Origin of the sequence: Allofournierella sp. (genome assembly GCF_048388525.1) — a bacterium.
Classification (GTDB): domain Bacteria; phylum Bacillota; class Clostridia; order Oscillospirales; family Ruminococcaceae; genus BQOK01.
This window is the reverse complement of the sequence record NZ_DBGCTQ010000067.1, coordinates 1-22045: the sequence shown is the minus strand read 5'-3', so window position 1 is coordinate 22045 and position 22045 is coordinate 1. Positions and strand designations below refer to the sequence as shown.

Below are 22045 nucleotides of genomic sequence, written 5' to 3'. Positions count from 1 at the left end.
CCAGGCCGTCGCCGGGCTTTGTGCGGGAGAGGCCGGTCACCGCGCACACGGCGCCCGCGGGAGCCGTGTCCAGCAGCTGGTATTTTTCGCCGGAATAGAGGCGCAGCTGGTCCGCCTTTTCTTCCCAGCCCTCGCCCCGCAGCAAGGCCTTTACCCGAAGGCTGCCGCCGGTCACTTTTAAATAGGTAAGGCGCGCGCCCGCGGGATCCCGCGCGACCTTGAACACCTTGGCGCCGAATGCCTGGCCCCGGACAGGATCGGGGGCGTAAAGGGCAAGCCCGCGCAGAAATTCTGCCACGCCGTCCAGTTTGAGCGCGCAGCCAAACCAACAGGGAAAAAGCCGCCTTGCGGAGATGAGCTGTGCGACTTCCTTTGTGGGCAGGGAGCGGCCTGCGAGATAAGCTTCCAGCAGGGCTTCGTCCCGCAGGGCGATCTCTTCGGCTGGGTCGGGGGCGCTGAAGTCCACGCAGTCGGGAGAAAGGCGGCCGCGCAATTCTGCCAGGAGGGCGGAGCGGCCGGCGCCGGGCAGGTCCATCTTGTTGACGAACAGGAAGGTGGGGATTTGATACTGTGCGAGCAGGCGCCACAGGGTTTCGGTGTGGCCCTGCACGCCGTCTGCGCCGCTGAGTACAAGGATTGCGCAGTCCAGCACCTGCAGAACCCGCTCCATCTCGGCGGAAAAATCCACATGGCCCGGCGTGTCCAGCAGGGTGACTTCCAGCCCGCCCAGGGAGAACACGGCCTGTTTGGAGAAAATTGTGATGCCGCGCTGCCGCTCCAGCGCGTCGGTATCCAGAAAGGCGTCGCCATGATCGACCCGGCCCAGCCTGCGCAGCTGGCCGCCGGCGTAGAGCATGGCCTCGGTGAGGGTGGTCTTGCCCGCGTCGACATGGGCGAGAATGCCCACCGTGATCCTTTTTTTCGGCTGCGACATTGCTTCCAGCTCCTTTCCCTGAACAGTATACAGGGAAAAGGGCACCGGGTCAAAGGGGGAGGGGAAAATTGTGGAAATCAATCTTGAGAAAGGAAGAAAAGAAGCTAAAGATAACAGAGGATCTTGTAAAAGGTATGATCGGTTTGGAGTATGGGGGGCTTGTTTTGGCAGGAGATAGCAAACGGCCAGGGGACATAATTGCCGGGGCATCCTGTGGACTTTGGGGTTTAGTGAAGAAGGGAGAAGGGCATCCCGGCATTTGTCATTGCTTTGGTAAAAGCATATAAAATTATCTTTGTAAAAAAAGAATGAACTTTTTTGTACATTGTTGACAATAGCAAAAGAAAGGCATAGAATACTTAAACAGGTTAATTAGCATGGATAATTAATATGGTTAAATTTTGAACAGGAGAGGAGAAGGCAGATGGAAGACCCCATGGTCCTGCCCCTGCGTTTTTTTGCAGCCATGGACCGGATGCGCCGGGCCTGGGGCGAGGTGACCCCCTGCCCGGAGCTGAGCAAATCGCAGTTCAGCACGCTGCTCACCCTGCGCCACGGCGGCAGAGAGCCGGTGAACCGGGGAAAACGGGCCCCCTTTACCCCCATGACCCTGTCGGAGCTGGCGGCGGCGATGGAGCAGAGCATGCCTGCCGTGAGCCAGCGCATTACCCGGCTGGAAGCCACCGGGTATGTGGAGCGGCGCCAGGATGAAAAAGACAAGCGGACGACCTGGATCCGGCTGACCCCCCAGGGGTTGGAGCTGCTGGAATGCGCCCGGCAGGAGATGATGTGCCGGATGAACGAGCTGGTGCGGCAGTTGGGGGAGGAGGAGCTGGAAACCCTGTTCCGGCTGCTGGACAAACTGGCCGCCGCGCTGGAAGCGGGCGCTGCGGCGCCCCGGCAGGGGCCGTGACTTTTTGGGCCGCGGGGCGGCCCGCTTTATTTCCAATGAAAAGGAGAACAAGACCACAATGCTCAAACTCAAGCGATATTTGAAACCCTACCTGGGGCTGCTTGCAGCCGCGGTGGTGTTTTTATTTGGGCAGGCGATGCTGGAGCTCACCCTGCCCAACTACATGAGCGACATTGTAAATGTGGGCCTGCAGCAGGGCGGCATTACCCAGGCGGCCCCGGAGGCCATCAATGCACAGGGTATGGCCATGATGCAGACCTTTATGAGCGAAAGCGACCGGGCGGCGGTGGACGCGGCCTATGAGCCCTTTGCGGGCAGCGCCGACGCGGACCGGCTGCAGAAAAAATACCCCGGCCTTGCCGGGGAGGATCTGGTGCTTGGCGCAGATGCGCAGGAGAGCGGCGCGAACGCCGCTTTTTCCCGCGCCTCGTACGCGCTGGTAAATGTGCTCAAGGAGCTGAGCGCCGCAGGGGAGGGGGACGCCGCCCAGGCGGGAGAGACCTCCGGCGGTTCGATTGACCCGGCCATGATGGGGCAGCTGGCGGCGGCGCTGCAGCAGCCCCAGACGGCGGCGCTGGTGGAGAAAGCGGTGCAGCAGGCCGCCGTGACGCCGGACAGCATGCTGAGCCAGACCGGTATGGTGTTTACCAAGACCTTTTACCAGCAGCTTGGGGCGGACACCGACGCCATGCAGACCAGTTATATCTGGAAGGTGGGCCTGAAAATGCTGGGCCTTACCCTGCTGCTCACCGCGTGCGCGATCAGCGCGGGCTTTTGCCTGGCACGGCTGGGCGCCGGGGTCGGGCGGGATCTGCGGCGGGATGTGTTCCACCAGGTGACTTACTTCAACAACAGCGAGATGGATCAGTTTTCCAGCGCGAGCCTGATCACCCGCACCACCAACGATATTACGCAGGTGCAGAACTTTTTGAGCATGGGCCTGCGCATGCTGTGCTTTGCGCCCATTATGGGCGTGGGCGGGCTGATTATGGGCCTTTCGAAATGCCTGAGCCTTGCATGGGTGCTGGGGCTGGCGCTGGTGCTGATGCTGGGGCTGATCCTGGTGCTGTTCAGCGTGGCGCTGCCCCGCTTTAAAAAGATGCAGCATTTTATCGACCGGCTCAACCTGGTGAGCCGGGAGGAGCTTTCCGGCCTGATGGTGGTGCGCGCCTTTGCGAACCAGCCCTTTATGCAAAAGCGATTTGATGGGGCGAACCGGGACCTGACCTACAACACCCTGTTCGTGAACCGCAGCATGGCCACCATGATGCCGGCTATGATGCTGGTGATGAACGGCATCAGCCTGCTGATCGTGTGGTTCGGCGGCAAGCAGATCGCCGCCAGCAGCCTGCAGGTGGGCGATATGATGGCCTTTATCCAGTATGCCATGCAGGTGATCATGAGCTTTTTGTTCATCAGCATGATGTTTATTATGGTGCCCCGGGCCAGCGTGTCTGCCGAGCGCATCAGCGAGGTGCTGAGCACCGAGAACGGCGTGGCCGACCCCGCACAGCCCGCCCGCCTGCCCAACCCGGTGAAGGGTGTGGTGGAGTTCAAGGACGTGGCCTTCCGCTACGAGGGCGCAGACGCCAATGTGCTGGAGCACATCAGCTTTACCGCGCGGCCGGGCCAGACCACCGCGTTTATCGGCAGCACCGGCAGCGGCAAATCCACCCTGATCAACCTGATCCCCCGTTTTTACGACGCCACCGAGGGCACCGTGACGGTGGACGGGATAAATGTAAAGGATCTGAGCCAGCAGGAGCTGCGGGCCGCCATTGGCTATGTGCCGCAGAAGGGCCTGTTGTTCAGCGGGACCATTGCGTCCAACCTGCGCTACGGGGACGAGAACGCCAGCGACGGGGCCCTGGCCGAGAGCGCCGCAGTGGCCCAGGCCACCGAGTTCATTGACCAGCTGGACCAAGGCATGGACACCGAGATCAGCCAGGGCGGCACCAATGTGTCCGGCGGGCAGCGGCAGCGGCTTTCGATCGCGCGGGCGCTGGTGAAAAAGGCCCCCGTGTATATTTTTGACGATACTTTTTCCGCCCTGGACTTTAAAACGGACGCGGCCCTGCGCAAGGCGCTGAAGGGCTACACCGAGCAGTCCACCGTTTTGATCGTGGCGCAGCGGGTTTCGACCATTATGCACGCCGAACAGATCGTGGTGTTGGACGAAGGGCGCATTGTGGGCATCGGCACCCACGAGGAGCTGCTTGCAAACTGCAAGGAGTACCGTGAGATCGCCGAAAGTCAGCTTTCAAAGGAGGAATTGGCATAATGGCAGGACCGAGAGGCGGCGGGCACGGCCCCCGCGGTATGATGCCCGGCGAAAAAGCCAAGGACTTCAAGGGCACCATGAAAAAGCTGCTGGGCTACATGAAACGCTTTTTGCCCGGCATTATCCTGGTGCTGGTCTGCGCCGCGGCCAGCACGATCTTTTCGATCTTTGGACCCAAGATCCTGGGGCAGGCGACTACCAAGCTGTTCGAGGGGCTGCTGGCCATGCTGACCGGCACCGGCGGCATTGACTTTGGCGCCATTGGACAGATCCTGCTGTTTTTGGCGGGGCTGTATGTGATAAGCGCGCTGCTGAGCTATGTGCAGGGCTGGGTGATGGCAGGCGTTGCCACCAAGCTGAGCTATTCCATGCGCAGGGACATCAGCAGCAAGATCGACCGGCTGCCCCTGGCCTATTTTGACCGGGTGCAGAGCGGCGAGGTGCTGAGCCGGATCACCAACGATGTGGACACGGTGACCCAGACATTGAACCAGAGCCTTTCGCAGATCGTGACCAGCGTGACCATGATGATCGGCGTGCTGGTGATGATGCTGACCATCAGCCCGGTCATGACCCTGGTGGCGCTGTGCATCCTGCCCCTGAGCGTGATCATTGTGAGCGTGGTGGTGAAAAAGAGCCAGCCGTTCTTCCGCCGCCAGCAGGAATACCTGGGCCACGTGAACGGCCATGTGGAGGAGATGTACGGCGGGCATGTGGTAGTGACCGCCTTCAACGGCCAGGAAAAGAGCATTGAGGATTTTAACGGGCTGAACGACAACCTGTACCACGCGGCCTGGAAGAGCCAGTTTTTATCCGGCATGATGATGCCCCTGATGAACTTTGTGAGCAATTTGGGGTATGTGGGTATCTGTGTGCTGGGCGGTTTTTTGACCCTGAACGGTTCCATCACGGTGGGCGATATCCAGGCGTTCACCCAGTACGTGCGCAACTTTACCCAGCCCATCACCCAGATCGCAAACATCTCCAACGTGCTGCAGCAGACCGCCGCGGCTGCCGAGCGGGTGTTCGCCTTTTTGGATGAGGCGGAAGAACCCGCCGACCCCGCACAGAAGGTGGACCCCGCCGAGATCGACGGCTCGGTTTATTTTGCACACGTGCACTTTGGTTACGTGCCGGAAAAGACCATCATCAACGATTTTTCGGCGGTGATCGAGCCGGGCACCCAGGTGGCCATTGTGGGCCCCACAGGCGCGGGCAAGACCACCATGGTGAAGCTGCTGATGCGCTTTTACGACGTGAGCAGCGGCGCCATTTTGCTGAACGGCTACGATGTGCGGCAGTTTAGCCGCAGTGAGCTGCGGGATTCGTTTGGAATGGTGCTGCAGGACACCTGGCTGTACAACGGCACCATTCGGGAGAACATCCGGTTTGGCCGGCTTGGCGCCACCGACGACGAGGTGCTGGCCGCGGCAAAGGCCGCCCAGGTGGATCACTTTGTGCGCACCCTGCCCCAGGGCTACGACACGGTGCTGAACGAGGAGGCCAGTAATATCAGCCAGGGGCAAAAACAGCTGCTGACCATTGCCCGCACCATTATTTCGGACCCGAAGATCCTGATCCTGGACGAGGCAACCTCCAGTGTGGATACCCGCACGGAGCTGCTGATCCAGCGGGCCATGGACAAACTTACCGAGGGACGCACCAGTTTTATCATTGCGCACCGCCTTTCCACCATACGGGGGGCGGACCTGATCCTGGTGATGCGGGACGGCGATATTGTGGAGACCGGCAACCACGAAGAGCTGCTGGCAAAGGGCGGGTTCTACGCCGCGCTTTACCAAAGCCAGTTTGCCGATATGAGCGAATAAGCGGCCCTTTGAGGCCGCACACTAAGAAGGCAGGGGAGCGCTTCCCCTGCCTTCGCCTTTTTAAAAACCCGGACGGCGCGCTGTGCAAAAGAAAAAAGAAAAAATTGAGGAGAGTCTTGACAAATATAACTGTAACATGTATTATTACAGTATAAACTGTATTGAATAAAGTAACAGTAAAAATGAACAGAAAAAGAAAGGAAACGATCATGGCTGTTTTGAATGTGAACCAGGAAAATTTTGAGCGGGAGGTGCTGGGGGCGGTCCAGCCTGTGCTGGTGGATTTTTGGGCGCCCTGGTGCGGCTACTGCCGGCGGCTGGGCCCGGTGGTGGAGCGGCTGGAAAAACAGTGGGCCGGCAAGCTGCTGGTGGCAAAACTGGACATTGACGAGGCGCCCACCCTGGCTGAGCAGTATGGGATAGACACCATTCCCACCCTGCTTGTGTTCCAGGGCGGCAAGGCCGGCGAACCGCTGGTGAACCCCGGCTCGATGGCCCAGATCGAAGCCTGGCTGGCCGAGGGCGGCGTGGGATAACCGGGCGGCAAGCACAGCCGGACGAACTGGCCGGGGCGTATGGATGTCTGGCGATGGACGACGCTTCGTTTACCACGGGCACCATTCTGCACATGGATGGGGGCATCGTGATGTAAGGAGGGAAATGAGATGGAAGAAAAAATCTATGATACGGTGGTAATCGGCGGCGGGCCGGGGGGATATACCGCGGCGCTTTACTGCGCGCGCAGCGGGCTGAGCGTGGCGGTGCTGGAAAAGCTGGCCCCCGGCGGGCAGATGGCCACCACCGGCCAGGTGGACAATTACCCGGGCTTTGAAGATGGCGTGGACGGCTTTGAGCTGGGCGAAAAGATGCAGCGGGGGGCGGAACGCTTTGGCGCGGCGACCCTGTACGACGAGGTGACCGGGGCAGACCTGACGGCCCAGCCCAAACGCATTGAGACGACCGGGGGCACGCTGCTTGCCCGGACCGTGGTGGCGGCCACCGGCGCCTCGCCCCGGGAACTGGGCCTGCCCGACGAGGCCGCCCTGCGGGGCCGCGGCGTTGCGTACTGCGCGGCCTGCGACGGCATGATGTACAAGGATAAAACGGTGGTGGTGGCGGGCGGCGGCAATAGCGCCGTGGCCGATGCGCTGCTGCTGGCAAAGCTTTGCAAAAAGGTGTACCTGGTGCACCGGCGCGACACACTGCGCGCCTCCCGCGTGTATTTGGAGCCGCTGAAAAGCAGCGGGGTGGAGTTTATCTGGAACAGCCGTGTGGCGGGCCTTGTGCACGAAAAAAAGCTGACCGGCGTGGAGCTGGAGGACGTGCGCACCGGCGAGCGGCGCACCCTTGCCTGCGAGGGGCTGTTTGTGGCGATCGGCCGGGTACCGGACACCGGGCTGCTGCGCGGCCAGGTGGAATTGGATGCACAGGGGTATGTGAAAGCGGACGAGACCACCCGCACCAGCCTTCCGGGCGTATTTGCGGTGGGCGACGTGCGCACAAAGCCCCTGCGGCAGATCGTTACGGCTGCGGCAGACGGGGCGGTGGCCTCGAAATACATCGAGGATTTTTTGGCACAGATGGAATAAAGGAAAAGCGGCCTTCGCTTTGCGAAGGCCGCTTTTTGCAGATGCGCGCCGGTTGACGAAGTTTCGCCCCTTTGTTGGGCGGGGAACCAAGGGCGGTGCTCTTTTAAAGCGACATAACCTGTAACAGCATGGTTTTGTAAAGCTGGGCACCACTAAATACAAAACCGGCAAACGTTAAATTGTTTTTCTTAAATGAAGAGCAATTTTATATTTTCTTCCGTGTGAAGAAAATGCCAACGATTGCCCCCGTAAGAATCATCGGCGCTGACCTGATAAACAGCCATTCAAATACGTGAAAGGCTGCTCCGAAAACGGCGGTTTCAGGGTCGGTGTAATCCCAGCCCAAGTAAGGACTGCTTAATGCCGTTAAGACCGCAAAAATTGCTGCGGTGACCACACTCACTGAGATAAGCAGCCAATGAAGAATGTTCCTTCCCGCGGTTTTCCTTTGTGCGAGCTGCAGGTTTATAATCTCCAATTTTTCGGAGATCGCTTTTAAATCGTCAACCTTTGACTCAACAACCGTTTCTCCCAGCAAAGTGCTTACCGGTGTTTCAAGCGCTTCCGATATGGAAAGTAATATATCAGAATCAGGGACTGACAATCCCTGCTCCCATTTGGAGATCGTTTGGCGCACCACATTCAACTTGATCGCAAGCTCTTCCTGCGAGAGCCCTTTTGATTTTCTGATTGCTTTAATATTTTCGTTTAACATTCTGGATACACTTCCTTTCTTTCAGCGTTACCACAATTGTACGAGGAAATGCCCGTTGCTACAAGCAACGGGCATTCACATTTAAGCTTTATGGTTGTGGTATAAGGATCGGTGATTCAATTCTGAACCCCGGCCATAGGTTTCTATGGTTCCGCATGGCCGCCCCGGCGCGAGACGGACCCCGTCTTGTGCCGGGGCTGTTTTCTTGCGCGGCGGGAATGCCGATCCCATGCAAAACAATTGTGACAAGCAGATTTACAGGCTGCCGCGGAGACAAAGAAGGATCAGGCTTATTAACTCACATAAGGAATTGAAGGATCATTTGTTTTTCTGTTTCAGTTAAGCGGTGCATGTGCCCGCGGCCTTGCAATAAGTAGGCAGTACAGTTGACAATCATTTTTTCAGCCTGCGGGATCACCCGCTTAGCCGGAAACATACAGTCTTTTTCACCTGCCAAAACAAGGGTTGGAGCAAGACATTTCCTCATATCGCGCGGAAGTACATTGCTGGGCATACCCGCCTTTATTTTTGCGTTGTCGATACTGCACTTTGCCGTTTCGAAAGCGTCGCTGTCTATGTTATCCTGTGATACAGCCATGGGAAGGATCGTTTTGACCAACCATTTCTGCTTATGGGTAGCCCAATACAGCATCATTGGAAACGCCATGCTTATCAAATTGATGGCAGGGGCGTTTTTTATTCCGGATGGCACATGAAGCACCGCTTTTTCGATTTTTTCAGGTGCGACGCACATTGTTTTTGCAAGAATACCGGCACCAAAAGAACCGCCGAAACAGCGCATTTTCTGGAAGCCAAGACCGGAAATGACTTCGCTTGCCCATCTGCCATAATCATAATTATTAGGCGAGAGAGTTGTTTCTGCGCTTTTTCCGGGATGACCAATTGTGTCGACCGCATAAATATGAAATTTGTCAAGCAGGAACCTGCACGCTAATAAATTGTAGGCGGTTGTTGCGTTTCCGCCATGAAATATAAGCAAAGGAGGACCGACCTGGTTGCCGGTTTCAATAAGATGGGTTTTGCCGAAGGAGGTATCTATATAAATATCCTGGTATGGTGCATTCAGCCTTGATAACTGCTCATCATAAAGAGCGATTGTTTTTTGCCTGCCCTGCGGTGTGTTGTAAATCGTATTCATAATGCCCTCCCTGCGGGATGATCAGCTTTTTTATATCTGCTTTCCAGCTTCTCTATCCGTAAATACTGCTTCATAGTTGTACTTTAATAGATCGGCTATTTGTTTCAGATCTTTTCCGAAAAATTATCCCGTGCCATTTTACCGCTCATTGTGGACAGGCTTTTGTTTAACCGTTTTGACAAATCTGTAAGTGCCACTTCGCGCTCAACCAAAAACATTCTTGTTTTCTTTGCAGCCGCCACTTTATCACCTCATTTTCTTGAATTATACGGCTGTTTGCAAAGGTTTTCAATTAAAAAGCAAAAACTTGTGGGCGGGTATGGTGACAAAATACATTTTGATCTCTTGAGTGGATTGCAGCATACCAATTTCCCCCAATCCTAAAAAGTAGCGGTCGAACGGGTTGATTTTGGGGCGGAGAACGACGGGGCGGGGCGATTTGCGGTATTCGCTGGGGGGTACGCCCCAGGCCGCCTGGAAGGCCCGGGCAAAGGCCTCGTGGGAGGAAAAGCCGTGATCGGGAGCGATTTCGAAAAAGCTTTTTTTGCCATCCCGGACCTCCGTCGGGGCGAAGGTCAGCCTTATGCGCCGCAGATACTCCCGGAACTGCATGCCGGATATTTCGCGCAACTTCCGGGCCGTATAAAATTCTGAATAGCTCAGCTTGGCGGAAAGCGAGCGCAGGGTGAGAGCATCGTCGCTGCGCTTTTTGTGTTTTGGCGCGGTTTATGCTAGAATGGGAAAAACACGGAATGACGGAGGAAAAGCAGGGTGCCCGAAACAAAAACACGGCAAGCGGCGGGCCTGAGCGGCAGCGCGCTGAAATGGATCGCGATCGTTACCATGCTGATCGACCACACGGGCGCGGTGGTGATCGAGCAGGGCGCCCTGGAATGGGCGGGCTGGTATTGGGTGGACTTTGCATTGCGGGTGGTCGGGCGGTTCGCCTTTCCGATTTTTGCCTTTTTGCTGGTGCAGGGCTTTTTGCACACCCACAGTGTGCCCCGGTATTTGGCCCGGCTGACAGCGTTTGCGCTGATCAGCGAGCTGCCCTTTGACCTGGCGACGGGCGACTGCTGGTACGACCCGGGGCATCAGAATGTGTTTTTTACCCTGGCGACCGGCCTTGCGACCCTTGCGGCCCTGCGCTGGTGCGAAAGGCAAAGAGGGAGCCGGCGCTACTGGCTGTGGCCGGCGGCGCTGGCCGCGGGCTGCTGCGCGGCGACCCTGCTGCGCGCTGACTATACCTGGCAGGGGGTGTTGCTGATCGCCGTTTTTTACCTGCTGCGGGAGCAAAAAACACTATGCTGGCTGCTTGCCGCGCCGGTGCTGGCCTGGTCCTCGCGGAGCGTGCTGGGCACGGGGGTGCTGGCGCTCATCCCCCTGCATTTTTATAACGGCGAAAAGGGCCGGCCCCTGCCCAAATACCTTTTTTACGCATTTTACCCGGTGCATCTGCTGGCGCTGTTTCTGGTGCGTTTTTGCATTTTGGGGGTGCCGCTGCTGCAGAAATTCCCCTTTTGAACCCAAAAGGTCGGCCGCCCAGCACAGCCGCTGGGGGCTTGTGCAGGGACGCGGCGGGACAGGGAGTGGTTCAAACATGAAAACGAAGGGAACTACCTATGCTGGAGAACAAGTACGACGACGGCGTGTTTTTTGAAAAGTACGGCGAAATGAGCCGCTCACGGCTGGGGCTGGCCGGGGCGGGCGAATGGCCCACCCTGCAGCCCATGCTGCCACCCTTTGAGGGCAAGCGGGTGCTGGACCTGGGATGCGGGTACGGCTGGCACTGCCTGTGGGCGGCACAGCACGGCGCCGCCCGGGTGGTGGGGGTGGATCTCTCGGAAAAAATGCTGGAGGTGGCGCGGCAGAAAAACGCCTTTGAACAGATCGAGTACCGCCGCTGCGCCATGGAACAGGCTGAGTTTGAACCGGGAAGCTTTGAGGTGGTGCTCTCGAGCTTGGCGCTGCACTACATTGCGGACTACGCGGCCCTGGTGCGGCGGGTGCACGGGTGGCTGGCGCCGGACGGCCGGTTTATCTTTACGGTGGAACACCCGGTATTCACCGCCGAGGGCAGCCAGGACTGGTACCGCGGCGAGGATGGGGGAATCCTGCACTTCCCGGTGGACCGCTATTTTTACGAGGGGGCGCGTCAGGCCACCTTTTTGGGGGAACAGGTGACCAAGTACCACCGCACCCTGACCACCACCCTGCGCACGCTGCTGCAGAACGGGTTTGCCATCTGTGATGTGGCCGAGCCCCAGCCGCCGGCGGAAATGATGGGCGAGCCCGGTATGGCCGACGAGATGCGCCGCCCCATGATGCTGATCGTGGCGGCGCAGAAAATGTAACTTATGGCTGGAAAAGCAATCTATTTAAAAATCGGCATCCTGACCATTGTGCAACGGTCAGGATGCCGATTTTTAAATAGAAAGGAATTAAAGTGACTGCCAGCCGGTCCCGTCCAGCTTTATGCAATATGGCTCTTCGTTATATATATAGCAAATCCAGTCGCCAATGACACATAATTGATGGCCGGAATCCGGAGTAATTACATCTTGTATACCGGCTTGAAGTGTTCCCCATACAATACCCTCTTGCGAACTGTTTTGTACAAAGGTGACCAATGAGGTGCTCAGCGATGTTGGGCCACAGAGATTGAGACTAAAGCTTTGACCGAAATGGAAAGTTTGCATGTCTTCTTCAGCACTGTCTAATGGGCTGATATAGAGTGTCCCCTGTCCTAGAAAATCCACAACAAAACAGCCGAGCATTCCGTTTTGAACAAAATAATCCGATAATTCCGAATGTGAAGAGGGCCAGCCTGTTTCATTGGAAATAACGGTTGAAATAGCTCCGGACTCCAAATCGCATTGTTCCACAAGAGAGGCGCCATTGTCTATAGAATCATAGATATAGTAAAGACTGTTGCCTTCAATGCCAAGCAGACGCACATAAGGATCTTCCCCGCGCGCAATGTCGGCTGCAATGCAGGTGCTTTCCATCCCGTCCAATGTGCTGCAACAAAGCTGAAGGCTTTGCACGGAAGCGGAAATGGGAGCTAACTGGGCATAATATAGCATGTTATCATAAACCAGACAGTCATCCACAAGACGGTCAACAATTGGTGCGTACTCGCTTCCATCCGTACGAATTCGGCAGAAAGGCGCGGTGCCTTCCTGTGCGTCTGTAAAGAAAACCCAATCGCCGGTTACTTGAATATTCGCCATAAGCTTAGATTCGTAAAGCAATGCCATCTCACCTGTGGACGTGTTGAATTTCCATAGCTGGTCATAGTGACCTGGAGTTGAGCCTTTTAGGTAGTAGATCCAATCCCCTTGGCCACAGGCCCACCCCATTCCCGATGCGAGATTGGCCGAGGTGTTGCCATACAGATTTTCTTCCCCAGGAAGACAGTCCGGTACGAAGCTTTGCGCGAGGGACGTGGAAGAACTGTGGGATGAACTCGACGCAGTTCGATCTGTAACGGGTTCTGAGCCGCAGGCTGTAAAAAGGATAATTGCGCCGAGAATTGCGGGTAAAAATTTTGTGATTTGCTTTTTCATAGAACAAGACTTCTTTCTTAAAAGTGAGGTTTGGATGGTCAAAAGCATAGCGGTGCCAGGATAAAGAGGCAATAAGAAAAATTTAACGGAAGAACATAATATGTCCAATGACATTTTAGCGAATTATTCGCTAAAAGTCAATAGCGGATAATTCGCTAAAATATAATTTTTATATCCGACATGTAAGGGGGAATGGATTTGTATCGACGCCTCCGTGATTTACGCGAAGACCACGATATTACCCAAACGGCCCTGAGCGGAATTTTGATGTGCAGCCAACGTGTATATAGCAATTACGAACGCGGTGATATTGATATTCCTACAGCCGTGCTGATCCGCCTTGCGGACTATTACGGGGTTTCTGTGGATTATTTGCTTGGGCGAACGGATAACCCAAAGACAGCGCGATAAATTACACAAAGAGGCACTTTTCCAAGGCGAAATAAGCTTGGAAAGTACCTCTTTTATTTATAAAGATTTTGCCGGAAAGGGCTTTGGCAGCACAAGTGAATTTGGAAACAACGATTTAGATGCAACAAAAAAGCACACAAAAGTTATTCGTACATCTGCCGGCCGCTGAATACGCACAGGACGCTTTTGGATTTGCCCTTTTCCAGCAGCTGGCGGGCCGCGAACAGGGCCGCGCCAGCGCTGGGGCAGGCGGGCACTCCGTCGGTGCGAAGCACCTCGCGGGAGGCGCGCAGCGCCTCGCCGCTGGGCACGGCTAAAACCTTGTCGACGATGTAAGGATTGTAGTTTTGGGGCACGAACCCCGCGCCCAGGCCCGGGATGCCGTGCCGCCCGACGAAGCCGCCGCCGATGGCCTGGCTCTCGTAGGGCTCGACCGCCACGATGCGGATATGGTTGGTCCAGGCCTTGACATGCTCGCCCACGCCGGTGAGGGTGCCCCCGCTGCCCACCCCGGCCACGATGGCGTCGATCTCCTCGCCGCCGCCGGTGGCCTTGAGGATGGCGGGGCCGGTGACGCGCCGGTGATATTCGGGGTTGTCGTCGTTATTAAAATGATCGAGATAATAGCCGCCCTGCTCCTCGGCGGTTTGGCGGGCGAGCGCCCAGAGCTTTTTGCGGCCCTGCAGCGCATCCATGCTGAACACCAGCCTGGCGCCCAGCCGCTGAAGAAACTTCTGGCGCTCCCCCTCGAGGGTGGGGGTGACGGCCAGAAGGACCGGATGACCGCTGCGCCGCGCCGCGATGCACAGCGCGGCCGAGAAGGTGCCGCCCCCGGCCTCGACCACAGGCTGGCCGGGCGCGAGCTGCCCGCGCTGCGCCGCCAGGGCCAGCATGCCCTCGGCCAGGCCGTCCTTGGCGCTGCCGGTGGCGCCGCCGAAATCGAGATAGGCGAGAATGCGCCCGGAGAGGCCGCAGTGCGCGGTGTAGCCGCTCAGCTCCACCACCGGGCAGCCGTACAGGGCCTGATAATAGCTTTTCAGCACCGGCATGGGGCGTTTCCTCCCTTTTTTATCCTATATACCTTTATTATAGCAAAGCCCGGCGGCGCGTCAATGCGGCATTTTATGACGGCACCGCTTTTTTATACAAATTTTGCGCCTGTTTTTTGTGCATCCACCCTTGACAGGGAACGGGTTCTTTGCTATAATACAAAACTGTAAAGCAAAATACTTTACACGGAACGGCTGAAAGGGGGAGCACCGTGGCAAAAAACCTGGAAATATCGTTTTTACTGGATTTTTACGGCGATGTTCTCACCGAAAAGCAGCGCGACGTGATGGAGCAATATTACAACGATGACCTCTCGCTGGCGGAGATTGCGGACAACTTCGGCATCACCCGGCAGGGGGTGCGGGATTCGATCAAGCGGGGCGAGGGCATTTTGCTGGAGCTGGAGCAGAAGGTGGGCTTTGCACAGCGCTACCGGGCGGTGCAGCAGGGCGTGGCCCAGCTGGAAAGCCTGGCCCGCGAGGTGCGTTTTTCCAATGCCAACAGCTACTCGCCGAACCCCGAGATCGAGCGGGCCTCGGCGGAAATGCTTGCCGTTATCGGCCAGATCAGCGAATAACGAAAGGAACACTGCGCAATGGCGTTTGAATCGCTTTCCGACCGGCTGGCCGGCGTATTTAAGCGGCTGCGGGGCAAGGGCAAGCTCACCGAGGCGGACATTAAGGCCGCCATGCGGGAGGTGCGCACCGCGCTTTTGGAGGCCGACGTAAACTACAAAGTTGCCAAGGAATTTATCGCGGGCGTTACCGAGCGCGCCATGGGGCAGGAAGTGATGGAGAGCCTGACCCCCGCCCAGCAGGTGGTCAAGATCGTGAGCGAGGAGCTCACCGCCCTGATGGGTGGAAACGAGGCGGCCCGCATCCACATCAAATCCAAGCCCCCCACGGTGCTGATGCTCTGCGGTTTGCAGGGCAACGGCAAGACCACCCACGCTGCAAAGCTGGGCAAGTGGTTTTTAAAGCAGGGGAACCGGCCACTTTTGGTGGCCTGCGACGTATACCGCCCCGCCGCCATTGATCAGCTGCAGGTGGTAGGCAAACAGGCAGGGGTGCCTGTGTTTGCCCTGGGCACCGAAAAGCCCGAGGAGATCGCAAAAAAGGCCGTGGCCCACGCGAGGGATCACGGCAACGACATTGTGATCCTGGACACGGCGGGCCGCCTGCATGTGGATCAGGAGCTGATGGCCGAACTGGAGCGGATCAAGGCCGCGGTCACGGTGGACGAGGTGCTGCTGGTGGTGGACGCCATGGCAGGCCAGGACGCGGTGAACGTGGCCAAGGCCTTCAACGAGGCCGTGGCCGTGGACGGCATTATTTTGACAAAGACCGACGGCGACACCCGCGGCGGTGCGGCACTGAGTGTGCTGGCCGTGACGGGCAGGCCCATCAAATTCCAGGGCACCGGCGAAAAGCTGGACGACCTGGAGGTGTTCCACCCCGGCCGCATGGCCAGCCGCATTTTGGGCATGGGCGATGTGCTGACCCTGATTGAGAAGGCGCAGGCCACCCAGGACGAGCAAAAGGCCGCCGAGACCGCCAAGCGCATGATGGAGAACCGGTTTGACATGAACGACATGCTGGACCAGCTCTCGCAGATGAAACAGATGGGCGGCGCTTCGGCCATGCTCTCCATGCTGCCCGGGGGCGCCAAGGTGAACCCGGACGAGGTGGACGAAGGGGTGTTCAGCCGCATTGAGGCCATCATCTATAGCATGACCCCCGCAGAGCGGGAAAAGCCCAGCATCATCAACCCCAAGCGCAAGCGGCGCATTGCCGCGGGCAGCGGCACCAGCGTGGAAGAGGTGAACAAGCTGCTGCGCCAGTTTGAGATGATGCAGAAGATGATGAAGCAGTTCAAGAAAAACCCCAAGGCCTTTGGCCGCCGGATGGGCCGCGGCTTTTAAAGAAGCACGCCCGCAATTTTGATAAAACCCAGGGGGCCCGCAGGGCCGGGGTTTTATATACATGCCCGCAAACGGGCCCCAAAACAACTAGGAGGTGACAGAAATGGCTGTGAAAATCAGACTGCGCCGCATGGGCGCGAAAAAGGCCCCTTTCTATCGTGTGGTCGTGGCGGATAGCCGCTTCCCCCGCGATGGCCGCTTCATTGAGGAGATCGGTTACTACGACCCCACCAAGGAGCCCAGCGTGATCAAGATCGACGGCGAAAAGGCCAAGAAGTGGATCGCCAACGGCGCTCAGCCCACCGATACGGTGCGTGCTCTGCTGAAGAAGACCGAAGTTCTGTAAGAAAGAATGGAGGGCGTTCACATGCAGGAATTGTTGCTTGCAGTCGCCCGCGGCCTCGTGGATGATAAGGACGCAGTGTCCGTTACCGTTGACGAGCCCCGCGAGGACGGCACCATCGTGTATCATCTGAGCGTGGCGGAGGACGATATGGGCCGTGTGATCGGCAAGCAGGGCCGCATTGCCAAGGCCATCCGCGTGGTGATGCGCGCCGCTGCCGTCCGTCAGGGCGAAAAGGTCATGGTCGAGATCGACTGAAGGGCCGACGAGGCGCAAAAACAGCAAAGAGCCCTTTGCAGCTGCAAAGGGCTCTCGCTGTATCCCGCGCCGGAAAAGGAGAACGGGAATGAAACAGTATCTGGAAGCCTGCAGGGCCGTGTCGACCCACGGCGTGGCGGGCGAAGTAAAGGTGGAATTGTGGTGCGATGACGCGGCGTTTTTGAGCCGCTTCGGGCACCTTTACCGGGGCGAGGCGGGGCAGGGGCCCCTGGAGCTCATTCATGTGCGCCCCCATAAAAACATGGCGCTGCTGACCTTTGCCGGCGTGAGCGATATGGACGCAGCCCGCGCGCTGGTGGGCACCGTGTTCTACATTGACCGCAGCGAGGCAAAGCTGCCCGAGGGGCATTATTTCCAGGTGGATCTTGTGGGCTGCGAGGTGAAGGATGCGGACACCGGCCGGGTGTACGGCACGGTGAAGCAGGTAAGCCGCCCCGCGGCGCAGGATATTTACACCGTGGAAGGACCACAGGGCGAAACCTGGCTGTTCCCGGCGGTAAAGCCGTTTTTGGAACAGGTGGATGTGGCGGGCCGCCGGGTGCTGGTGCGCCCGATCCGCGGGATGTTCGACACCGCAGAGGACGGTGACAAGGCATGATGCGCATCGACGTGGCGACCCTGTTCCCCGAGATGTGCCAGCGTGTGCTGGACGAGAGCATTTTGGGGCGCGCAGCCCGCAAGGGGCTGATCGAGACCCACTGCCACCAGATCCGGGACTACACGCTGAACCGGCAGCGCCAGGTGGACGACTACCCCTACGGCGGCGGCTGCGGCATGGTGATGTATGCCCAGCCCATTTATGACTGCTGTGTGGACGTGCTGCGCCAGGCGCAGGAGCAGGGCCGCCCGCGGCCCCGGATCGTTTTTCTTACGGCGGCGGGTAAGCCCTATACCGAGCAGGAGGCAAAGCGCCTGGCCGGGTACGACGGGCTTTTGCTGGTGTGCGGCCATTATGAGGGGATGGACGAGCGGGTGATTGAGGAAATAGCCGACGAGGAGATCAGCATTGGGGACTATGTGCTCACCGGCGGCGAGCTGGCCGCCCTGGTGGTGGCCGACAGCGTGCTGCGCCTGCAGCCGGGCGTTCTGGCCGAGCCGCAGGGCTACCAGGAGGAGAGCCATTGGAATGGCCTGCTGGAATACCCCCAATACACCCGCCCTGAGGAATGGCGGGGCCGCAGGGTGCCCGAGGTGCTGCTGAGCGGGCACCATGGCAGAATCGACAAATGGCGGGCCGAGCAGAGCCTGGAACGCACCCGGCAGCGGCGGCCGGATCTGTATGAAGCGCACAAGCAGGAGGGCAAAGAAAAGCCTTAGTGGGACTAATTGCCATTAATGTTGAAAATTTTTGGGATAAACCCATGATAATGTGGAAAACTTACTGGGTGCTTTGCACAAAGAAACGTTTCCGGTTTTTTGGGGTTTCGTGGAACTGACAAAATTGAGAAATTTCTATCGACATTCCGCGCAGAATGGGATATGATAAGTGCAGAACCCATTCCAAATCTTTTTTGAAATAGGAGCGAATGAATCATGTATGTGAAAGATGTGACTGTGGAAAATCAGGTTGGCCTGCACGCTCGTCCGGCCACCTTCTTCATTCAGAAAGCAAACGAGTATAAGTCCTCCATTTGGGTGGAAAAGGAGGAGCGCCGGGTGAACGCCAAGAGCCTGCTGGGCGTTTTGAGCCTGGGGATTGTGGGCGGCACCACCATCCGCATCATCGCCGACGGCGCCGATGAGCAGGCCGCTGTGGAGGGCCTGATCGAGCTGGTGAATTCCGGCTTCTCCGAGTAAATCCACCGCCTGTCATAACAAACAAGGGGGAGCGGGCCCGGCGGCCTGCTCCTTTTTGCGTGGTGTGAAAGCCCGCGGCGGCGGGCATGCTAACCCCATAGATCACCTGAAAGAGAGGGCCCGCAACGCCTATGACCAAAGCCGAACTGTACGGAAAAGCAAAAATGCTGCCCCTTTTGCCCGGTGTGTATATCATTCGGGACAAGCGGGATGTGATTATTTATATCGGCAAGGCAAAGCGCCTGCGTACCCGGGTGAGCCAGTATTTCCGGGAAGGGGTGCCCCACGATGCCAAGGTCACCCAGATGATCGAGCACGCCGACCACTTTGACGTGATCGTGTGCCAGAGCGAATTCGAGGCGCTGGTGCTGGAAGCGAGCCAGATCAAGGCCCACACACCGAAATACAACATCCTGCTGAAGGACGATAAGGGATACAGCTATGTGAAGGTGACGAAAGAGGAATACCCCCGCATTTCGGCCGTGCTGCAGAAAGAGGACGACAACGCCGACTACATTGGCCCTTATACCTCGAGCTTTGCGGTGCGGGAGATGGTGGAAACCGCCCAGAACGCCTTTTTACTGCCCCGGTGCAGCCGACGCTTCCCCCAGGAGATCGGCCAGGGCCGCCCCTGCCTGAACGCGCACATCGGCAAGTGCATGGCGCTGTGCAGCGGGCGGATCAGCAGGGAGGCCTACAACGAGGCGGTGCAGGGAGCCCTGCGGCTGATCCGGTACGGCAAAAAGGACATTGTGAAGACCCTGGAGGAGCGCATGGCGGCTGCCAGCGAACGGCTGGATTTTGAGCAGGCCGCGCTGCTGCGGGATCAGATCGCCGCCATTAAAAAGGTGGCCGCCGGGCAGAAGGTGGTGGTGGACGAGAGCGTGCAGATGGACGTGATGGCCTTTGCCGGAGCCGGACCCAACAGCTGCGCGGCCATTTTGCGCTACCGCCGCGGCCGCCTGACGGACAAGCGGGAGTTTTTGTTCCGGGGAACCACCGATCTGGCCGCGCTGCGGGAAGAATTTCTGCCCCGGTATTACCTGGATGGGGAGGAGATCCCCAAGGTCATTGCGGTGGATGAAGCGCCCGAGGACGCGGAGGATCTGGCCCGCCTGTTCAGCGAGACCCGGGGGGCAAAGGTGCAGCTTTATGTGCCGCAGCGGGGGGATACGGCGAAGCTGGTGAACATGGCGTACACCAACGCGGTGGAGCGCCTGGCCCGCGAGAGCGGCCGCACCGACCGCCAGCAGCGCCTTTTGGACGAAACGGCGGCGGTACTGGGGCTTGCGGAGCCGCCGAAGGTGATCGAGAGCTACGATATTTCCAACTGGGGCGACGGCACCAGCGTGTGCGGCATGGTGGTGTTTGAGGACGGCCGCCCCAAAAAGAGCGGCTACCGGCGGTTTAAGATGAAGACGGTCTTTGGCACCGACGACTATGCAAGCATGGCCGAAGCACTCTCGCGCCGGGCCGCGGAATACGAAAAAGGGGGCGCCGGGCAATTTGCGGTGCTGCCCAGCGTGATCCTGCTGGACGGCGGCAAGGGGCAGGTGAGCGCCGTGAAGGCCGCGCTGGAGGGCACCGGGCTTGCGGGGGTGCCGCTGTACGGCATGGTGAAGGACGACCACCACCGCACCCGCGCCATTGTGACGGCGGATGGGCGCGAGATCGCCATCAGCATGCACCGGGGCGTGTTCACCTTTATTTCCGGCGTGCAGGACGAGGTGCACCGCTTTTCGATCGCGTATCAGCGGGAAAACCAGAAGAAAAAGGCCTATGCCTCCAGCCTTACCGCGGTGCCCGGCGTGGGCCCGGCGACTGCAAAGGCGCTGCTGGCCGAGTTCAGGACCGTGGCGGCGGTGCGCGAGGCGGGGGTGGAGGAGCTGTGCCGCGCCAAAGGGGTGGGGCGGGCTGCCGCGGCGGCCATTTACGACCACTTTCACCCCGCCGCGCCTATTGACAAAGCGCCCTAAACAGCGGATAATAAACTGTAAACTTTTTACAGAGCTGTAAACGGCCCGGAGGGCCATGAAAAGAAAGGCAGGCGAAAAGCATGCGCGTTATTTCCGGCACGGCCCGGGGCACCAAACTCACGGCGCTGCCCGGCGAAGAGATCACCCGCCCCACAGTGGACCGGGTGAAGGAGGGCATGTTCAGCGCGCTGCATTTTGAACTGCCCGGGGCACGGGTGCTGGACCTGTTTGCAGGCAGCGGCCAACTGGGCATTGAGGCGCTGAGCCGCGGCGCGGCCAGCTGCGTGTTTTTGGACCGGGACCGGGCGGCCGTGGCGGTGATTGCGGCCAATTGCAGGGCGGCCGGGGTGTTTGGCAGCAGCCGGGTGGCCCAGGGCGAGGCGGGGGCGTTTTTGGCGGCCGCCAAGGAGCGGTTCCACATTGTGCTGCTGGACCCGCCCTACCACCAGGGTACGCTGGAGGCCATTCTGCCCGCCGTGGCGCGGGTGACAGAACCCGGTGGGACCGTGCTGTGCGAGAGCGAAATTTCGGCCAGCCTGCCAGACGAGTGCGGGGGCCTGCACAAGAAAAAACAATACCGGTATGGCACTGTGCTGGTGACCCGTTATGAAAAGGAGCGCGTGGAATGAACATCGACGAATTGCTGGACCTGATGGAAGAAACACTGGAAGACGCCACCGGCCTGCCGTTTGCGGGGGGCAAGCGCGTGGTGGACATTGACAAGCTGCAGGACATTATTGACGAGGTGCGGCTGAACCTGCCCACCGAGGTGCGCCAGGCGAGGGCCATTGTGAACGACCGGGCTGATATTGTGGCCGACGCCAAGCGGGAGGCCGAGGCCCTTGTGCGCAAGGCCGAGGAGCGGGCCCGCATTCTGGTGGGGGAACAGGAGATCGTGAAAGCGGCCCAGCAGCGGGCGGCCGAGATCGTGGGCGGCGCCCAGACCCAGGCGCGGGAGATGCGCACCACCGTGACCGAGTACTGTGAAAACATGCTTCGGGTGACGGAAGAACAGCTGGCCCGGAACGCCGCCGAGGTGAAGACCGTGCGCGCGAACCTGCGCCAGACGGCCAAGAAAGGCTGAGAGAAAAAAGAGAGTATGATCGCCCCGGTAGGACGGCCCAAGCCGTTTTGCCGGGGCTTGTTGTTTTGAAAAGCAGCCACGGCACAGTGAAAGCGGCTTTTCGACCCTGTATTTTGCTTGCCCCGAAGGGGCGAGAAACGCGGCCGATTGAAATAAGCTTTTTATTGCGAAGCAATAAAAAATATGAAATTGCCC

General features: G+C 58.6%; 25 protein-coding genes and 2 pseudogenes. 20 read left to right on the top strand and 7 right to left on the bottom strand.

The genetic code is table 11. The features are described 5' to 3' along the window. A partial coding sequence (locus ACMLHZ_RS08740) for a GTP-binding protein (RefSeq protein WP_418667359.1) occupies positions 1 to 934 on the bottom strand: 934 nt, incomplete at its 3' end. Positions 935 to 1002: 68 nt separating this feature from the next. Between ACMLHZ_RS08740 and ACMLHZ_RS08735 the strand changes: the two genes are divergently transcribed. From ACMLHZ_RS08735 to trxB, 7 genes are all read left to right on the top strand, one after another. Continuing rightward, on the top strand, positions 1003 to 1221 hold the full coding sequence (locus tag ACMLHZ_RS08735; protein WP_418667358.1) for a hypothetical protein: 219 nt from the start codon (positions 1003 to 1005) through the stop codon (positions 1219 to 1221). Between the two features lie 137 nt (positions 1222 to 1358). Beyond that, complete coding sequence (locus tag ACMLHZ_RS08730; protein WP_418667357.1) at positions 1359 to 1847, top strand: MarR family winged helix-turn-helix transcriptional regulator; 489 nt, start codon at positions 1359 to 1361, stop codon at positions 1845 to 1847. A gap of 58 nt (positions 1848 to 1905) precedes the next feature. Continuing rightward, positions 1906 to 4128 (top strand): ABC transporter ATP-binding protein, encoded by a 2223-nt coding sequence (locus ACMLHZ_RS08725; protein ID WP_418667356.1) that lies wholly within the window; start codon positions 1906 to 1908, stop codon positions 4126 to 4128. After that, positions 4128 to 5957: an ABC transporter ATP-binding protein gene (locus tag ACMLHZ_RS08720; protein ID WP_418667355.1), complete on the top strand. Its 1830-nt coding sequence runs from the start codon at positions 4128 to 4130 to the stop codon at positions 5955 to 5957. The genes ACMLHZ_RS08725 and ACMLHZ_RS08720 overlap by 1 nt, the downstream gene beginning before the upstream one ends. A gap of 209 nt (positions 5958 to 6166) precedes the next feature. After that, the gene (locus tag ACMLHZ_RS08715; protein WP_418667354.1) at positions 6167 to 6493 is read left to right on the top strand and encodes a thioredoxin family protein; all 327 of its coding nucleotides are present in this window, start codon (positions 6167 to 6169) and stop codon (positions 6491 to 6493) included. Beyond that, on the top strand, positions 6466 to 6609 hold the full coding sequence (locus ACMLHZ_RS08710) for an SDR family oxidoreductase (RefSeq protein WP_418667360.1): 144 nt from the start codon (positions 6466 to 6468) through the stop codon (positions 6607 to 6609). Before ACMLHZ_RS08715 ends, ACMLHZ_RS08710 begins: the two co-directional genes overlap by 28 nt. Positions 6610 to 6622: 13 nt before the next feature. Further along, entirely contained in the window at positions 6623 to 7546 is a 924-nt protein-coding gene (gene trxB, locus ACMLHZ_RS08705) for a thioredoxin-disulfide reductase (RefSeq protein ID WP_418667353.1), read from the top strand. Positions 7547 to 7751: 205 nt separating this feature from the next. Here the strand turns inward: trxB and ACMLHZ_RS08700 are convergent, their stop codons facing one another. The 4 genes and pseudogenes from ACMLHZ_RS08700 to ACMLHZ_RS08685 form a co-directional block, all read right to left on the bottom strand. Next, complete coding sequence (locus ACMLHZ_RS08700) at positions 7752 to 8261, bottom strand: helix-turn-helix domain-containing protein (RefSeq protein ID WP_418667352.1); 510 nt, start codon at positions 8259 to 8261, stop codon at positions 7752 to 7754. 298 nt (positions 8262 to 8559) lie between these two features. Continuing rightward, positions 8560 to 9420 carry an alpha/beta fold hydrolase gene (locus ACMLHZ_RS08695; protein WP_418667351.1) on the bottom strand — a complete coding sequence of 287 codons (861 nt, stop codon included), beginning with the start codon at positions 9418 to 9420 and terminating at the stop codon, positions 8560 to 8562. Positions 9421 to 9524: 104 nt separating this feature from the next. Beyond that, a complete protein-coding gene (locus tag ACMLHZ_RS08690; protein ID WP_418667350.1) occupies positions 9525 to 9662 on the bottom strand; it encodes a hypothetical protein in 138 nt (45 codons plus the stop codon). Positions 9663 to 9720: 58 nt separating this feature from the next. Further along, positions 9721 to 10131: pseudogene (locus tag ACMLHZ_RS08685) on the bottom strand (helix-turn-helix transcriptional regulator); the annotation flags it as partial. Between the two features lie 60 nt (positions 10132 to 10191). On the opposite strand from ACMLHZ_RS08685, the gene ACMLHZ_RS08680 reads away from it, so the two are divergent. Together ACMLHZ_RS08680 and ACMLHZ_RS08675 are read left to right on the top strand one after the other, a co-directional pair. Beyond that, positions 10192 to 10944: a TraX family protein gene (locus ACMLHZ_RS08680; protein WP_418667349.1), complete on the top strand. Its 753-nt coding sequence runs from the start codon at positions 10192 to 10194 to the stop codon at positions 10942 to 10944. 98 nt (positions 10945 to 11042) lie between these two features. Continuing rightward, complete coding sequence (locus tag ACMLHZ_RS08675) at positions 11043 to 11774, top strand: class I SAM-dependent methyltransferase (protein WP_418667348.1); 732 nt, start codon at positions 11043 to 11045, stop codon at positions 11772 to 11774. Positions 11775 to 11861: 87 nt separating this feature from the next. On the opposite strand, the gene ACMLHZ_RS08670 is transcribed toward ACMLHZ_RS08675, so the two are convergent. Further along, entirely contained in the window at positions 11862 to 12989 is a 1128-nt protein-coding gene (locus tag ACMLHZ_RS08670; protein WP_418667347.1) for a DUF5050 domain-containing protein, read from the bottom strand. 198 nt (positions 12990 to 13187) lie between these two features. On the opposite strand from ACMLHZ_RS08670, the gene ACMLHZ_RS08665 reads away from it, so the two are divergent. Beyond that, complete coding sequence (locus ACMLHZ_RS08665; protein ID WP_418667346.1) at positions 13188 to 13400, top strand: helix-turn-helix domain-containing protein; 213 nt, start codon at positions 13188 to 13190, stop codon at positions 13398 to 13400. Between the two features lie 143 nt (positions 13401 to 13543). Here ACMLHZ_RS08665 and ACMLHZ_RS08660 read toward each other — a convergent pair whose 3' ends face one another. Then, on the bottom strand, positions 13544 to 14449 hold the full coding sequence (locus tag ACMLHZ_RS08660) for a PLP-dependent cysteine synthase family protein (protein ID WP_418667345.1): 906 nt from the start codon (positions 14447 to 14449) through the stop codon (positions 13544 to 13546). Between the two features lie 212 nt (positions 14450 to 14661). On the opposite strand from ACMLHZ_RS08660, the gene ylxM reads away from it, so the two are divergent. The 10 genes and pseudogenes from ylxM (at position 14662) to ACMLHZ_RS08610 (ending at position 21850) form a co-directional block, all read left to right on the top strand. Continuing rightward, entirely contained in the window at positions 14662 to 15027 is a 366-nt protein-coding gene (gene ylxM / locus ACMLHZ_RS08655) for a YlxM family DNA-binding protein (protein ID WP_177563209.1), read from the top strand. Between the two features lie 18 nt (positions 15028 to 15045). Further along, a complete protein-coding gene (gene ffh / locus ACMLHZ_RS08650; RefSeq protein WP_418667344.1) occupies positions 15046 to 16371 on the top strand; it encodes a signal recognition particle protein in 1326 nt (441 codons plus the stop codon). A 103-nt stretch (positions 16372 to 16474) separates the two neighbouring features. Next, entirely contained in the window at positions 16475 to 16717 is a 243-nt protein-coding gene (rpsP, locus tag ACMLHZ_RS08645; protein WP_177563207.1) for a 30S ribosomal protein S16, read from the top strand. Positions 16718 to 16738: 21 nt separating this feature from the next. Then, on the top strand, positions 16739 to 16972 hold the full coding sequence (locus ACMLHZ_RS08640) for a KH domain-containing protein (RefSeq protein WP_177563206.1): 234 nt from the start codon (positions 16739 to 16741) through the stop codon (positions 16970 to 16972). A gap of 88 nt (positions 16973 to 17060) precedes the next feature. Next, complete coding sequence (gene rimM, locus ACMLHZ_RS08635) at positions 17061 to 17591, top strand: ribosome maturation factor RimM (RefSeq protein WP_418667343.1); 531 nt, start codon at positions 17061 to 17063, stop codon at positions 17589 to 17591. Further along, a complete protein-coding gene (gene trmD, locus ACMLHZ_RS08630; RefSeq protein WP_418667342.1) occupies positions 17588 to 18310 on the top strand; it encodes a tRNA (guanosine(37)-N1)-methyltransferase TrmD in 723 nt (240 codons plus the stop codon). Before rimM ends, trmD begins: the two co-directional genes overlap by 4 nt. 216 nt (positions 18311 to 18526) lie before the next feature. After that, on the top strand, positions 18527 to 18790 hold the full coding sequence (locus ACMLHZ_RS08625; protein WP_177563204.1) for an HPr family phosphocarrier protein: 264 nt from the start codon (positions 18527 to 18529) through the stop codon (positions 18788 to 18790). A gap of 131 nt (positions 18791 to 18921) precedes the next feature. Next, complete coding sequence (uvrC, locus tag ACMLHZ_RS08620; protein WP_418667341.1) at positions 18922 to 20766, top strand: excinuclease ABC subunit UvrC; 1845 nt, start codon at positions 18922 to 18924, stop codon at positions 20764 to 20766. 68 nt (positions 20767 to 20834) lie between these two features. Further along, a pseudogene (gene rsmD / locus ACMLHZ_RS08615) lies at positions 20835 to 21395 on the top strand (16S rRNA (guanine(966)-N(2))-methyltransferase RsmD); the annotation flags it as partial. Continuing rightward, positions 21392 to 21850, top strand: a complete 459-nt coding sequence (locus tag ACMLHZ_RS08610; protein WP_418667340.1) for an ATPase — start codon at positions 21392 to 21394, stop codon at positions 21848 to 21850. The pseudogene rsmD and the gene ACMLHZ_RS08610, both read left to right, overlap by 4 nt. Positions 21851 to 22045: the final 195 nt, after the last annotated feature.

Bases quoted from the DNA above. Each gene is read 5' to 3' on its own strand.
- rpsP (WP_177563207.1), top strand. From the start codon at position 16,475: ATGGCTGTGAAAATCAGACTGCGCCGCATGGGCGCGAAAAAGGCCCCT.
- uvrC (WP_418667341.1), top strand. From the start codon at position 18,922: ATGACCAAAGCCGAACTGTACGGAAAAGCAAAAATGCTGCCCCTTTTG.
- ACMLHZ_RS08700 (WP_418667352.1), bottom strand. From the start codon at position 8,261: ATGTTAAACGAAAATATTAAAGCAATCAGAAAATCAAAAGGGCTCTCG.
- ACMLHZ_RS08715 (WP_418667354.1), top strand. From the start codon at position 6,167: ATGGCTGTTTTGAATGTGAACCAGGAAAATTTTGAGCGGGAGGTGCTG.
- ffh (WP_418667344.1), top strand. From the start codon at position 15,046: ATGGCGTTTGAATCGCTTTCCGACCGGCTGGCCGGCGTATTTAAGCGG.
- ACMLHZ_RS08695 (WP_418667351.1), bottom strand. From the start codon at position 9,420: ATGAATACGATTTACAACACACCGCAGGGCAGGCAAAAAACAATCGCT.
- ACMLHZ_RS08725 (WP_418667356.1), top strand. From the start codon at position 1,906: ATGCTCAAACTCAAGCGATATTTGAAACCCTACCTGGGGCTGCTTGCA.
- trmD (WP_418667342.1), top strand. From the start codon at position 17,588: ATGATGCGCATCGACGTGGCGACCCTGTTCCCCGAGATGTGCCAGCGT.
- ACMLHZ_RS08640 (WP_177563206.1), top strand. From the start codon at position 16,739: ATGCAGGAATTGTTGCTTGCAGTCGCCCGCGGCCTCGTGGATGATAAG.
- rimM (WP_418667343.1), top strand. From the start codon at position 17,061: ATGAAACAGTATCTGGAAGCCTGCAGGGCCGTGTCGACCCACGGCGTG.
- ACMLHZ_RS08610 (WP_418667340.1), top strand. From the start codon at position 21,392: ATGAACATCGACGAATTGCTGGACCTGATGGAAGAAACACTGGAAGAC.
- ACMLHZ_RS08720 (WP_418667355.1), top strand. From the start codon at position 4,128: ATGGCAGGACCGAGAGGCGGCGGGCACGGCCCCCGCGGTATGATGCCC.
- ACMLHZ_RS08625 (WP_177563204.1), top strand. From the start codon at position 18,527: ATGTATGTGAAAGATGTGACTGTGGAAAATCAGGTTGGCCTGCACGCT.
- ACMLHZ_RS08670 (WP_418667347.1), bottom strand. From the start codon at position 12,989: ATGAAAAAGCAAATCACAAAATTTTTACCCGCAATTCTCGGCGCAATT.
- trxB (WP_418667353.1), top strand. From the start codon at position 6,623: ATGGAAGAAAAAATCTATGATACGGTGGTAATCGGCGGCGGGCCGGGG.
- ACMLHZ_RS08660 (WP_418667345.1), bottom strand. From the start codon at position 14,449: ATGCCGGTGCTGAAAAGCTATTATCAGGCCCTGTACGGCTGCCCGGTG.
- ACMLHZ_RS08730 (WP_418667357.1), top strand. From the start codon at position 1,359: ATGGAAGACCCCATGGTCCTGCCCCTGCGTTTTTTTGCAGCCATGGAC.
- ACMLHZ_RS08675 (WP_418667348.1), top strand. From the start codon at position 11,043: ATGCTGGAGAACAAGTACGACGACGGCGTGTTTTTTGAAAAGTACGGC.